Origin of the sequence: Caulobacter sp. RHG1, assembly GCF_013181195.1 — a bacterium.
Lineage (GTDB): Bacteria > Pseudomonadota > Alphaproteobacteria > Caulobacterales > Caulobacteraceae > Caulobacter.
Genome location: NZ_SMZP01000005.1, coordinates 93,527 through 106,344 on the forward strand (window position 1 = coordinate 93,527; position 12,818 = coordinate 106,344).

Annotated in this window: 11 protein-coding genes; 8 read left to right on the top strand and 3 right to left on the bottom strand. The window is 68.8% G+C overall.

All coding sequences use genetic code 11. The features are described 5' to 3' along the window. Positions 1-124 precede the first annotated feature (124 nt). Together E1H18_RS14820 and E1H18_RS14825 are read left to right on the top strand one after the other, a co-directional pair. Positions 125-1,594 carry a sigma-54 dependent transcriptional regulator gene (locus E1H18_RS14820; RefSeq protein WP_172269729.1) on the top strand — a complete coding sequence of 490 codons (1,470 nt, stop codon included), beginning with the start codon at positions 125-127 and terminating at the stop codon, positions 1,592-1,594. Positions 1,595-1,681: 87 nt separating this feature from the next. After that, on the top strand, positions 1,682-2,104 hold the full coding sequence (locus E1H18_RS14825; protein WP_172269731.1) for a VOC family protein: 423 nt from the start codon (positions 1,682-1,684) through the stop codon (positions 2,102-2,104). Here E1H18_RS14825 and E1H18_RS14830 read toward each other — a convergent pair whose 3' ends face one another. Beyond that, positions 2,105-2,677, bottom strand: coding sequence for a hypothetical protein (locus tag E1H18_RS14830; RefSeq protein WP_172269733.1), 573 nt, complete (start codon positions 2,675-2,677; stop codon positions 2,105-2,107). A gap of 152 nt (positions 2,678-2,829) precedes the next feature. Here E1H18_RS14830 and E1H18_RS14835 point away from each other — a divergent pair, with 152 nt between their 5' ends. The 4 genes from E1H18_RS14835 (at position 2,830) to E1H18_RS14850 (ending at position 7,932) form a co-directional block, all read left to right on the top strand. Continuing rightward, entirely contained in the window at positions 2,830-4,461 is a 1,632-nt protein-coding gene (locus E1H18_RS14835; RefSeq protein WP_172269735.1) for a Na+/H+ antiporter, read from the top strand. A gap of 89 nt (positions 4,462-4,550) precedes the next feature. Then, positions 4,551-6,026, top strand: a complete 1,476-nt coding sequence (locus tag E1H18_RS14840; protein WP_172269737.1) for a M20 family peptidase — start codon at positions 4,551-4,553, stop codon at positions 6,024-6,026. Positions 6,027-6,151: 125 nt separating this feature from the next. After that, entirely contained in the window at positions 6,152-7,285 is a 1,134-nt protein-coding gene (locus E1H18_RS14845; RefSeq protein WP_172269739.1) for an aromatic ring-hydroxylating dioxygenase subunit alpha, read from the top strand. Between the two features lie 113 nt (positions 7,286-7,398). Continuing rightward, positions 7,399-7,932 carry a type II CAAX prenyl endopeptidase Rce1 family protein gene (locus E1H18_RS14850; RefSeq protein WP_172269741.1) on the top strand — a complete coding sequence of 178 codons (534 nt, stop codon included), beginning with the start codon at positions 7,399-7,401 and terminating at the stop codon, positions 7,930-7,932. 94 nt (positions 7,933-8,026) lie between these two features. Here E1H18_RS14850 and E1H18_RS14855 read toward each other — a convergent pair whose 3' ends face one another. Together E1H18_RS14855 and E1H18_RS14860 are read right to left on the bottom strand one after the other, a co-directional pair. Next, positions 8,027-8,644, bottom strand: coding sequence for an SH3 domain-containing protein (locus tag E1H18_RS14855; RefSeq protein ID WP_172269743.1), 618 nt, complete (start codon positions 8,642-8,644; stop codon positions 8,027-8,029). Positions 8,645-8,714: 70 nt separating this feature from the next. Next, positions 8,715-9,341, bottom strand: a complete 627-nt coding sequence (locus E1H18_RS14860) for a glutathione S-transferase family protein (RefSeq protein ID WP_172269745.1) — start codon at positions 9,339-9,341, stop codon at positions 8,715-8,717. A gap of 103 nt (positions 9,342-9,444) precedes the next feature. Between E1H18_RS14860 and E1H18_RS14865 the strand changes: the two genes are divergently transcribed. Beyond that, on the top strand, positions 9,445-11,133 hold the full coding sequence (locus E1H18_RS14865; protein WP_172269747.1) for an acyl-CoA dehydrogenase family protein: 1,689 nt from the start codon (positions 9,445-9,447) through the stop codon (positions 11,131-11,133). 67 nt (positions 11,134-11,200) lie between these two features. Further along, positions 11,201-12,808 carry a serine hydrolase gene (locus tag E1H18_RS14870; protein WP_172269749.1) on the top strand — a complete coding sequence of 536 codons (1,608 nt, stop codon included), beginning with the start codon at positions 11,201-11,203 and terminating at the stop codon, positions 12,806-12,808. The last annotated feature ends 10 nt before the right edge of the window (positions 12,809-12,818 follow it).

Below are 12,818 nucleotides of genomic sequence, written 5' to 3' on the forward strand. Positions count from 1 at the left end.
AACTATAAACTTTAATCTTCGCGACACGTCTGCGAAAGCCGATGTTTACCCACCACCTGTATCACTCTGAACCAACAAGAGCCTGCTCCATGTCGAGCAAGGCCGGTTCTGGTGGATGTGCCCTATGACCAAAACGGTCCTAGTCGTCGATGACGACCCGACACAACGTCGGCTGATCCAGGCGGTGCTCGAGCGCGACGGCTTCGCCGTGGCCCACGCCGAAGGCGGTGACGCGGCCATCGCGCACCTGACGTCCGGCGCGGTCGCCGACGTCATCCTGCTCGACCTGGTCATGCCCGGCCTGAACGGTCACGACACCCTGAAGGAAATGCGCGCCCGCGGCTTTACTCAGCCGGTGATCGTGCTGACCGCCAGCGGCGGCGTCGACACCGTGGTCAAGGCCATGCAGGCCGGAGCCAGCGACTTCTTCATCAAGCCGGCCAGCCCGGAACGCATCACCGTCTCGATCCGCAACGTCCTGTCGATGGGCGACCTGAAGGGCGAGGTCGAGCGCCTGACCAAGCGGGCCGGCGGCAAAACCACCTTCGCCGACCTGATCGGCGATTCGCCCGCCATGACTCTCGTCAAGCGCATCGGCGAGCGGGCGGCCAAGAGCGCCATCCCCGTGCTGATCACCGGCGAAAGCGGCGTCGGCAAGGAGCTGATCGCCCGCGCCGTGCACGGCTCGTCCGACCGCGCCGGCAAGCCGTTCGTGGCCGTCAACTGCGGCGCCATCCCCGAGAACCTCGTCGAGTCGATCCTGTTCGGCCACGAGAAGGGCTCGTTCACCGGCGCCTCGGACAAGCATCTGGGCAAGTTCAAGGAAGCCGACGGCGGCACCCTGTTCCTCGACGAGGTCGGGGAACTGCCGCTGGACGTCCAGGTCAAGCTGCTGCGCGCCCTGCAAGAGGGCGAGATCGACCCGATCGGCGCCAAGCGCTCGGTCAAGGTCGACGTCCGCATAGTCTCGGCCACCAATCGCGACCTGCAGCAGGCCGTCGCCGGCGGCGTGTTCCGCGAGGACCTCTATTATCGCCTGAACGTCTTCCCGGTTGAAGCTCCGTCCCTGCGCCAGCGTCGTCAGGACGTGCCGGCCCTGGTCGAGGCCTTTATCCGCCGCTTCAACGTGGAAGAAGGCAAGCGCGTCATCGGCGCCTCGCCCGAGACCCTGCAGCTGCTGACCAGCTTCGACTGGCCGGGCAATGTCCGCCAGCTGGAGAACACGGTCTATCGCGCCATCGTACTGGCCGACGCCCCGTACCTGCAGCCCTACGACTTCCCGGCCATCTCGGGCCTGGCCGCGCCGATCGAGGCGGTCTCGACCCCACCGGCCCCGCCGCCGGCCGCCCTTCTGCAGGCCGCCCACGCCGCCATGGCCGCCCCGAGCGTGGCCGAGGCGCCCGTGCGCATCCTCGACGACCGCGGCCACCTGCGGACGCTGGAGGAGATCGAGAAGGACCTGATCCAGCACGCCATCGACGTCTATGCCGGCCACATGAGCGAGGTGGCCCGCCGCCTCGGCATCGGCCGCTCGACCCTGTACCGCAAGGTGCGCGAGCAAGGCATCGACGTGGACCTGAAGGACGTGGGCTAGGGCTTTCCAGCACCGCCGCCTGCAACCCAACGGGTCATCCGTCCCTTATCGCTTCGCATTCCACGCAGCGAACCAGGGCGTTCGACCATGCAGCAGCAGATTTCGGTGATCACCCTGGGCGTGGCGGATATCGCGCGCTCCAGGCGGTTCTATGTCGAGGGCTTCGGCTGGGCGCCGGTGTTCGAGAACGACGAGATCGTCTTCTACCAGATGAACGGCCTGATGCTGGGGACCTGGCTGACGGGCGGGCTTGAGGACGACATGCAGCGTCCCGGCCTGGTGCGTCCCGGCGCCTTCGCCCTGGCCCATAACGTGCCCGAGCAGGCCGACGTACAGCCGGTGCTGGACCGGCTGGCCGCGCACGGCGGGCGCATTCTCCGTCAAGGCGACGCGCCCGTGCATGGCGGCTTTCGGGGCTATGTCGCCGATCCCGACGACCACGCCTGGGAGATCGCCTGGAACCCGGCCTGGAAGATCGACGAGCGTGGCCTCGTCACCTTTGGGCTGTAGCTACGGACCGCAGGTCCACAGGCCGGTATAGACCCGGCTAGCGCCGTCCGCCCGCTGATAGGTCAGGGTGGCCGGACGCGGCGGGCTCTCGCCGCCGCCGATCGCCGGACCGGTCAGGGCGATGACGATGGTCTTGCCTTGGCCGCTGAAGGTCCCGCCCTTGGTGAGGGCGTTGAACCCGCCCGGCTGGGCGATCCGCTCGACATAGTCGCCGACCTTTACGAGGCCGAAGGCCGCATCCTTGGTCCCGACATCGCCCTTGGCCAACAGCAGCGGCGGGGTCGCGCCGGCGCCGCCGAAGCTGCAGCCCAGCTCGCCCTGCACCGGATTGGCCTCGACATCGGCCGCGCTCAACGTGTTCAGCGTGATCTGTGAGCCGTCGCCGCCGACCGTCTCACCGCCCGAGGCCGGCACGGCGGGCGCCGGTTCCGGCGGCGGGGCGGCGGCCTCCGCGCCGGCCACGGCGCGGGTCTCGGCCGGAGCGGCAGGCTCGGCGGGCTTCTGCTCGGAGCAGGCGGCCGCGCCCAGGAGGGCGGCGAAGGCGGCGCTCAGCGCAAGATGGCGTGCTGCCATGGTCGAGGTCCTTCTCGTTGACGCAGAGGACTAAGCCCCGCGCCCGCCGGGGGTTCCAAGCCCTTTTTCTGAGCGACCTTAGGGAAGCTTCATTGATCTTGCGCAGCTTGGTCCCCTAGTCTGTACGCCAAGTTCTAGAGTTCGGAGGCGTTTTGGACACTGTCGTCACGATCCTGTTTCTTCTGTTCGCGGTTATTGTCAGCGGATCCCTGGCGCGGTTTTCGAGACTGCCCCTCCCTCTCGTCCAGATCGCCCTGGGCGCCCTGATCGCGATCTCCATCGTGCCGACGGTCGAGCTGAAGCCCGACCTGTTCTTCCTGCTCTTCCTGCCGCCGCTGCTGTTCCTGGACGGCTGGCGCATCCCGCGCGAAGACCTGCTGCGCGACCGCGCCATCGTGCTGGAGATGGCGCTGGGCCTGGTGGTGCTGACCGTGCTGGGCGTGGGCTGGCTGATCCACGTGATGATCCCGGCCATGCCGCTGCCGGTCGCCTTCGCCCTGGCCGCGATCGTCTCGCCGACCGACCCGATCGCGGTGTCGGCCATCGCCGCCCGCGCGCCGATCCCCAAGCGGATGATGCACATCCTCGAGGGCGAGAGCCTGCTGAACGACGCCTCGGGCCTGGTGTGCATGCGCTTTGCGGTGGCCGCCATGCTGACCGGCGTGTTCTCGATCCAGTCGGCGCTCTTGACCTTCGTATGGGTGGCGGTCGGGGGCCTTGTGATCGGCGTCGGCGTCACCTGGGCCGTGACCTGGGCCAAGCAGCAGGTCGGCCGCAAGCTGGGCGAGGACACCGGCTCGCAGATCCTGACCAGCCTGCTGATCCCGTTCGGCGCCTATCTGGTGGCCGAACACTTCCACTGCTCGGGCATCCTGGCCGCCGTCGCGGCGGGCGTGACCATGGGCTTCGTCGAGGGCTCGGGTAAGGCCCTGGCCGTCACCCGCGTGCGCCGCGCCGCCGTGTGGGACACCGTGCAATACGCCGCCAACGGCGTGATCTTCGTGCTGCTGGGCGAGCAGATGCCCGGCATCCTGAACGGCGCGGCCAACACCGTCCGCATGACCGGCCATCACGAAGTCTGGTGGCTGGCGATCTATGTCCTGGCGATCAGCGCGGCCCTGGGCCTGATGCGCTTTGCCTGGGTGTGGACCTCGCTGCGCCTGACCCTGTTCAAGGCCCGCCGCCGCGGCGAGCCGGCGCGCAAGGTCGACTGGCGGCTGGTGGCGGCCATGTCGTTCGCCGGCGTGCGCGGCGCCATCACCCTGGCCGGCGTGCTGACCCTGCCCCTGACCCTGACCGACGGCACGGCCTTCCCGGCCCGGGATCTCGCCATCTTCCTGGCCGCCGGGGTGATCGTGGTGTCCTTGATCGTCGCCAGCGTCGGCCTGCCGCGCGTGCTGCGGAACCTGGAGCTGCCGCCCGAGCCCTCGCACCAGGCCGAGATCGACCAGGCCCGCGTCACAGCCGCCCAGGCCGCCATCCAGGCGATCGAGACCGCCCAGCACGCTCTGGGCGAAGGCCGCGAGGACGCCGACCTTTATGTCGAGGCCTCGACCCGGGTCATGGAGCTGTACCGCGAGCGCATCGACGGTCGCCTGCACACGCCCGACGAGGCGGCGGTCAATCGCAAGCTCCAGGCGATCGAGCTGCAGCTGCGCGTGGTCGGCCTGACCGCCGAGCGCGACGCGATCTTCAAGCTGTCGCGCGAACGCACGCTGAGCAGCGAGTCGGCGCGCAAGATCGTGCGGGATATCGACCTGCTGGAAGCGCGGTATCGGGCCTGACGTAACGTCGGCTTGCCAACCGTCGCACCCCACCGCACAGTCCTCCCCAACAAGCGTTCGCCAAAGGAACGCTTAGGGGGAGGCGTAAGATGGGTGTCGTGGGTAAGGTCGCGCTGACGGCCGTGGGTCTGGTGCTGGTCGTCGCGGGCGTTGTCGCCGTGCGGACCGCCACGTTCAAGGCCCCGGCAGCGGTCGATCCCAAGGCGGCGAATCTGGCTTCGGCCCGTCCCGTCGACGTCGCCCGCGCCGCCGCCCGCCTGGGCGAGGCCGTCCGCTTCCAGACCATCAGCCACCAGGACCCCGCCGAGGACCAGCCGGCCGAGTGGGACAAGCTGCACGCCTGGCTGCAGAGCACCTATCCCGAGGCCCACAAGGTCATGACCCGCGAGGTCGTGGCCGGCCACACGCTGGTCTACACTTGGACTGGCTCGAACCCCGCCCTGCCGCCGATCGTGCTGATGGCCCACCAGGACGTGGTGCCGGTGACGCCAGGCAGCGAAGGCTCATGGACCCATCCGCCCTTCGACGGCGTGGTCGCCGGCGGTTCGGTCTGGGGCCGCGGGGCGATCGACGACAAGGGCTCGCTGGTCACCCTGTTCGAGGCGCTGGACGGCGTCGCCGCCAGCGGCTTCAAGCCCACGCGCACCGTCATCGTGGTCAGCGGCCACGACGAGGAGGTGCGCGGCGTCGGGGCCCGCGCCGCCGCGGCCCTGCTGAAGTCGCGCAACATCAAGGCCCAGTTCGTGCTGGACGAGGGCATGGTGGTGGTCGCCGACCACCCCGTCACCGGCCAGGCCGCCGCCATCATCGGCACGGCCGAGAAGGGCTACGCGACGATGAAAGTCGTGGCCCCGGCCGTCGGCGGCCACTCCTCGGCGCCGCCGAAGGACACCGGCGTCGCGACCCTGGCGCGGGCGATCCTGGCCATCACCGACAAGTCGTTCCCGATGAAGTTCCAGGGCCCGGGCGCGGACATGCTCAAGGCCATCGCCCCGCACGCCAAGCCGGTGGTCAAGGTGTTCGCAGCCAACACCTGGCTGTTCTCGCCGCTGCTGGTCGACGTCACCGCCAAGACCCCGGCCGGGGCGGCCATGCTGCACACCACCATCGCGCCGACCATGCTGAAGGGCTCGCCCAAGGAGAACGTCCTGCCGCAGGACGCCACGGCCTGGATCAACTACCGCATCGCGCCCGGCGACACCTCGGCCACGGTCATGGCGCGGGCCAAGGACGCGGTCGGCGATCTGCCCGTTCAGCTGTCCTGGACCAAGACCCCGGACGAGCCCTCGGCCGTGTCGTCCACCGAGTCCGACGCCTGGAAGACCATCGCCGGCCTCGCCGCCGACGAGAGCCGCGCCCCGGTCGTTCCGGGCCTGGTCACCGCCGGCACCGACAGCCGCTACATGGGCGGGGTCGCGACCGACGTCTATCGCTTCCAGCCGCTGGTGCTGAAGGTCGAGGACACCAAGATGATCCACGGCACCGACGAGCATGTCAGTCTGGCCAATGTGGAACGGATGGTGCGCTTTTATCAGCGCCTGGTTGAGACCGCCGCCTCGCGGTGACGTCTAAAGCTTGAGCAAGCCGCGAGTTCATGCGCGCTGGGGGCTTGCGAGACTGTCGCAATGTTCTGCGACATGAGACTCGAGTGACGGCGTTTTCCTCCAATCTCCATCCGAGCTCCCTCCACATGCCGCCCGCCGACGACGCCGCCGCGCTGATCAAACCTCGCCCGGCCCAAATCCGCTCAGGCAAGGCCCTGCCCGACAAGTTCGGCGAGGGTTTCTGCTGGGACGCCTGGTACGTGGCCTGCCTGTCGCCCGACCTGAAACCCGGCAAGGCCGAGAAACGCGAATATCTGGGCGAGCCCGTGCTGCTGGGCCGCACGCGGACCGGCCAGGTCTATGCGCTGCGCGACATCTGCCCCCACCGCGCCGCAGCCCTTTCGGCCGGCAAGGTCCACCGCGAGGCCGACGGGACCGACAGCGTCGAGTGCCCCTATCACGGCTGGCGTTTCGGGCCGGACGGGGCGTGCAAGTCGATCCCGTCCCTGACCGCCGACAGCGACTTCGACATCTCCAAGGTGCGGGTGCGCCGCTATCCGACGATCGAGAGCCAGGGCCTGGTGTGGATCTGGATGGCGTCCGATCCGCGCTTCGACGGCCAGCCGCCCGAGCCGCCGCCGACCATTCCCGGCGTGACCGGAACGCCCAAGCTGGTCGACCACCTGGACTACGACATCCATATCGACCACGCGGTGCTGGGCCTTATCGACCCCGCCCACGGCCCGTTCGTGCATCAGCAGTGGTGGTGGCGCACCAAGACCAGCCAGCACGAGAAGAAGAAGAGCTTCTGTCCGTCCGAAGCCGGCTTCACCATGGTGCGGCACGAGCCGTCCAAGAACTCCAAGGCCTACGCCATCCTCGGCGGCGAGCCGCTGACCGAGATCACCTTCCGCCTGCCGGGCCTGCGCTGGGAGCACGTCGTCGTCGGCGACAGGCAGGTGCTGGCCCTGTCGGCGATGACGCCGATCAACGCGGGCAAGACCCGCATGAACCAGATCATGTGGTCCGACCACTGGGCCTTCACCGCGTTCCACCCGGTGATCCGCGTGGCGGCGCGGGCGTTCCTGCGCCAGGACGGCAAGATCGTGCAGGCCCAGACCCCAGGGCTGCAGTGCAATCCCCCGCTGATGTGGGTGGGCGACGCCGACCAGCAGGCCCGCTGGTACCACCAGTGCAAGCGCGAATGGAACGCCAGCCGGCGCGAGGGCCGCGCGTTCGTCAATCCGGTGCGGGACCAGACCCTGCGGTGGCGGACTTAAACCACCGTCATCCCGCGCTTTATGCGCGGGACCCATTTGTCCGCCGCAGGTGCGGAGCCGAATGGCTCGCTCCCGTGTAAACTGACCCATGGGTCCCGCGCATAAAGCGCGGGATGACGATTGGGGGTAAGGCGCTGAGCTTGAAGATCTACGGCGAACGCCTCCTCACCAGCCTCACCACCCTGCCCACCCCGCGCGGCTGGGCGCTCTGCCTCGCCGTCTCGGCCGTCACCCTCGCGACCATGGCTGCCATCGGTTTCGGCACGGGCCTGTATCATCTGACGCCGACCCAGCCCGGCCTCCCCCTGCGGCTGCTGACCGTCATCCTCATCCCCGCCCTCGGCGAGGAGATCCCCTTTCGCGGCCTGCTGGTCCCCGGACCCGGCGAGAGCCGACGGCCCTGGCTGGCGATCGCCGCCTCCACGACGCTCTACACCCTGTGGCACGTGGTCGAGGCCCTGACCTTCCTGCCCGCCGCTGCGGCCACCTTCCTGCGCCTCGACTTCCTGACCTGCTGCGCGGTGCTGGGCCTGGGCTGCGCGGTCATGCGGCTGAAGACCGGCTCGCTGTGGCCGGCCGTCGGCCTGCACTGGCTGCTGGTCGTGGTCTGGCAGACCTGGCTGGGCGGCGTGAGCGCGCTGACCTGAGGCGCATGAAAAAGCCCGCCCGGTGGGGACCGGACGGGCTCTCTTCGAGGACACGGCCTGAGGGACGGATCGGCCGCGTCCCAAAGGTCAGGGCTTAGGCCCGGTAGACGTAGGCGCTCGAGACGTAACCGACGCCGACGCCGTCCTGGCCGACCAGGATCCACTTGCCGTCACCGGTGCGGCCCAGGGCCTGGAAGGTCGTGCCCGACTGCACCGAACCCAGGCGTTGGCCATAGGTCGAGGCGTCAGCCCGCAGGTTGACGGTCGAGCGGGTCACGTACTTGCCCTTGGTCTCGACCAGCGGCGCAGCGCGGACCGTCTGGGCGTAGCGGTAGCCGCCCGACTTGTAGATGCCGCCGACCTCCTTGGCCGCCTCGGTCTTCTGCATGCCGCAGCCGACCGCCGAACCGGCGCCGGCGCCGATCACCGCGCCAATGGCCGTGCCCGTACCGCGATCGCCCTTGCCGGCGATCTTGTTGCCGGCCAGGCCGCCCAGCAGGCCGCCCAGGACCGCGCCGACTTCCTGCTTGGAGCCCGAGGCCTTGCAGCCGACGACGCCGGCGTTGGCTTGGGGCGCAGCGGCCATGCTCAGAGCCGCAGCAGCAGCGCCGATGGTCAGGGTGATGGTCTTGATCTTCGTGGTGATGGTCATGGTCTTGTTCCTTCGTCCCTTGAATGTCTCCGGGGTCAGCAACCCCGTGAGACAGACCATGACAGGGCCAAGCTGAACGGCTGCGCGAACCGCTTCAGCAGGTTTCGTTCATGTCGAAAAAAGTTTGGCGCTAGGCCCCGAGCGCATACGGCCCGCTCTTGTCCAGCGCCGTCTTCCAGGCCGGACGGGCGTGCATGCGTTCGATCCAGGCGGCCATGTGCGGGTAGTCGGGCAGCTTGCCCATCGCCTTGGCGACCTCGGGCACGAAGCTCATCTGGATGTCGGCGCCGGTCAGCGCTTCGCCGACAAAGAAGTCGCGCCCAGCCAGGTGAGCGTCGACGAACGACAGGTGGTTGGCGATCTCGCCCTGGATGCGCGGGTGCAGCGGCGCACCGGCCTCGCCCAGGCGGCCGACATACATGTTGAGCATCAGCGGCAGCATGGCCGAGCCCTCGGCATAGTGCAGCCACTGCTGGTAGCGGTCGTAGTCGGCGTTGGCCGCCTCAGGGGCCAAACGACCCTCGCCGTGGCGGCGAATGACGTAGTCGATGATCGCGCCGGACTCGATGACGGTGAGGTCGCCATCAACAATCACCGGCGACTTGCCCAGCGGGTGGATCGCCAGCAGCGACGGCGGGGCCAGGCGGGTCTTGGGATCGCGGGTGTGCTGGACGATCTCGTAGGGAACGCCCAACTCCTCCAGCAGCCACAGGATCCGCTGCGAACGCGACTCGTTCAGGTGATGGACGGTTAGCATGTCTCTTCCCCTTTTGTGATTTTGCGCTGCACTGCGGCATTGCTCGCAGATGCGGAAAGCGCCAGGGTGAAAGAAAACAACCGTTCGGCTTAGGGGAGCAAGCATGACGCATACGGCAAGCCCGTCCGAGACCTTGATCCTGCCCGGTCTGATCGGCCTGCTGCGGGAAGCCGCCGACTCCGCCAGCCTGTTCGTCGCCGAGGCCAAGCCGCAGGTGCTGGCCCACATCTCCGGTGAGAATGGCAAGATCGACCGCAAGCTGGCCGACGCCCACCAGATGCGCGTCCACGGCTATGGCTGGTACGCAGCCTATGCCGAGCTGATGAACCAGGTCGCCGGCTGGGCCGAGCGGCTGCAGGGCGAGGGCCAGTTCGGCGAGATCGAGGCCCTGCTGGCCCAGCTGCTGTTTGCCGAATACGCCGCCCAGCTGATCGGCGGCGTGCCGATGAACCAGGGCGAGATCGTCCGCCCCGCACACCTCGTCGAGGACCGCGCGGTGATGAATCGCCTGTTCTCCAACGGCATCATGAAGCTGATGGTCGAGGGCGGCACGCAAGCGGTGAAAACCCGCATCGCTCAGCACCTGGCCGACGCGCGAGGCCGGCCGACGCTGGAACGGACGGGTCTGGACGAGACCTTCGAGATGATCCGCGACCAGTTCCACGCCTTCGCCGAGGAAAAGGTCACGCCCTTCGCCCACGACTGGCACCTGAAGGACCAGCTGATCCCGATCGAACTGGTCGAGGAACTGGGCGCCTTGGGCGTGTTCGGCCTGACCATCCCCGAGGAGTATGGCGGCAGCGGCATGGGCAAGACCGCCATGTGCGTGGTGTCGGAAGAGCTGTCGCGGGCCTGGATCGGCGTCGGCTCGCTGGCCACGCGCTCGGAGATCGCCGGCGAGTTGATCCTGACTGGCGGCACCGACGCCCAGAAGCAATACTGGCTGCCCAAGATCGCCAGCGCCGAGATCCTGCCGACCGCCGTCTTCACCGAGCCCAACACCGGCAGCGACCTGGGCGCGCTTCGCACCCGCGCCGCGCTGGAGGGCGACCACTACGTGGTGACCGGGAACAAGACCTGGATCACCCACGCCGCCCGCGCCGACGTGATGACCCTGCTGGTCCGCACCGACCCGGCCACCACCGACTATCGCGGCCTGTCCATGCTGCTGGCCCCCAAGCCGCGCGGCGTCGAGGGCGACGACTTCCCCGCCGACGGCATGAGCGGCGGCGAGATCGGGGTGATCGGCTATCGCGGCATGAAGGAGTACGAGCTCGCCTTCGACGGCTTTGCCGTGCCGGCCGAGAACCTGCTGGGCGGCGTGCCCGGCCAGGGCTTCAAGCAGCTGATGGCCACCTTCGAGAGCGCCCGCATCCAGACCGCCGCCCGCGCGGTCGGCGTGGCCCAGGCGGCGCTGGAGACCGGCCTGGCCTACGCCCTGGACCGCCAGCAATTCGGCCAGGCGATCTTCCACTTCCCGCGCGTGGCCAACAAGCTGGCCATGATGGCCGCCGAGATCATGGGCGTGCGCCAGCTGACCTATTACGCGGCCCGCCAGAAGGACGAGGGCAAGCGCTGCGACCTCGAGGCCGGCATGGCCAAGCTGATCGCCGCCCGCGTCGCTTGGGCCGCCGCCGACAACGCGCTGCAGATCCACGGCGGCAACGGCTTTGCGATGGAATACGCCGCCAGCCGCCTGCTGGCCGATGCGCGAATCCTCAACATCTTCGAGGGCGCCGGCGAGATCCAGGCGCAGGTCATCGCGCGGAGGCTGTTGGACGAAGGCAACTAGGCGACTCCGCCCTTGTCCGGCCACGGACGCTCGGCATAGCGTGCGACCTTAACTGTAAGGATCGCCCATGCTCGCCACCACTCGCCGCACCGCCCTTGTCTCGGCTCTCGCGACCACGGGTCTGGCGGCGTTCGGCGACCGGGCTTTCGCGCAAGACACCGGCTCGGTCGCCGGCGCGATCGACCAGTTCGCCCAGGAGGTCATGGCCGCCTTCCCCGGCCAGCCCGGCCTGGGGATCACCGTGGTCGAGCGCGGCAAGGTCACGCTGGCCAAGGGTTATGGCGTCAAGCGACTGGGGGGCCAGGAGCGCTGCGACGAGAACACCGTCTTCGGCATCGCCTCCAACACCAAGGCCATGACCGCCGCGTTGCTGGCCATGCTGGTCGAGGAGGGCAAGGTCGAGTGGGACGCGCCGGTCACCCGCTACCTGCCCGCCTTCCAGATGAGCGATCCGGTGATCACCAGGCTGATGACCGTGCGCGATCTGCTGGTCCATCGCAGCGGACTGACCCTGGGCGCGGGCGACCTGATGATCTGGCCGGCCCCGACCCACACCCGCGCCGACATCGTCGCGGGCCTGAAATACCTGCCGATCGGCGGCCAGTTCCGCGGCGGCTACGCCTATGACAACGTGCTCTATGTCGCCGCCGGGGCGGTGATCGAGGCCGTGACCGGCCAGACCTGGGAAGCGGTGATCAAGGCGCGAATCTTCGATCCGCTGGGCATGAGCAGCACCGTCTCCAGTCCGGCCCTGGTCGATCGCGCTCGCCGCGCCGAACCGCATGCGCGCCTGGGTCCGCCGATCCGCGGCATGGGTCCGCAGACCGTGCTGCCGTTCGACGCCAGCTTCGACGCGGCGGGCCCCGCCGGCGGCGTCAATTCCACGCCCAAGGACATCGCCCAGTGGATGCTGGTGCAACTGGGCCTGGGCATGCTGCCCAACGCCAAGCGCCTGTGGAGCGAGCCCTCCGCCCGCGAGATGTGGAAGCCGCAGACCCTCACCAGCTGGTCCGACGGCCCGACCGACGAGAACCCCGCCCGCCCGTCAATGCAGGCCTATGGCCTGGGCTGGTTCGTCCAGGACCACCGCGGCGAGCGCATGCTGTGGCACACCGGGGGCCTGGCCGGCTTCATCTCGTACACGGCGCTGCTGCCCGGCCGGAAATCGGGCGTGATGATCATGACCAACGCCGAAGAGACGCCCGTGCTGCGCTCGCTGCGCTACGGCGGCCCCGACCGGCTGCAGGGCCGCAACGACTTCGACTGGATCGCCTCAAGCCGTCGGGTGCAGGCCGAGAGCGAGGCCCAGGCGCTGAAGGACCATGCCGCCATGACCACGCCGACCAGCGGCGGCGCCAAGCCCAGCTTGCCGCCGGCCGCCTATGTCGGGGTCTATAGCGATCCCTGGTACGGCACGGTCACCGTCAGTCTCGACGGCCGCAAGAAGCAGGGCCTGAAGATCTCGTTCGACAAGACCCCCGCCCTGCGCGGCCGGCTGGACGCGTTCGACGGCGACACCTTCAAGACCTATTTCGACGACCGCACCCAAGAAGACGCCTTCATCACCTTCGACATCAAGGACGGCAAGGTCGTCTCGGCGGTGGCCAAGGCCGTCTCGCCGATGGCCGACTTCAGCTACGACTATCAGGACCTGCGGCTGACGCGGCGGCCCTGACGGCCCCCTC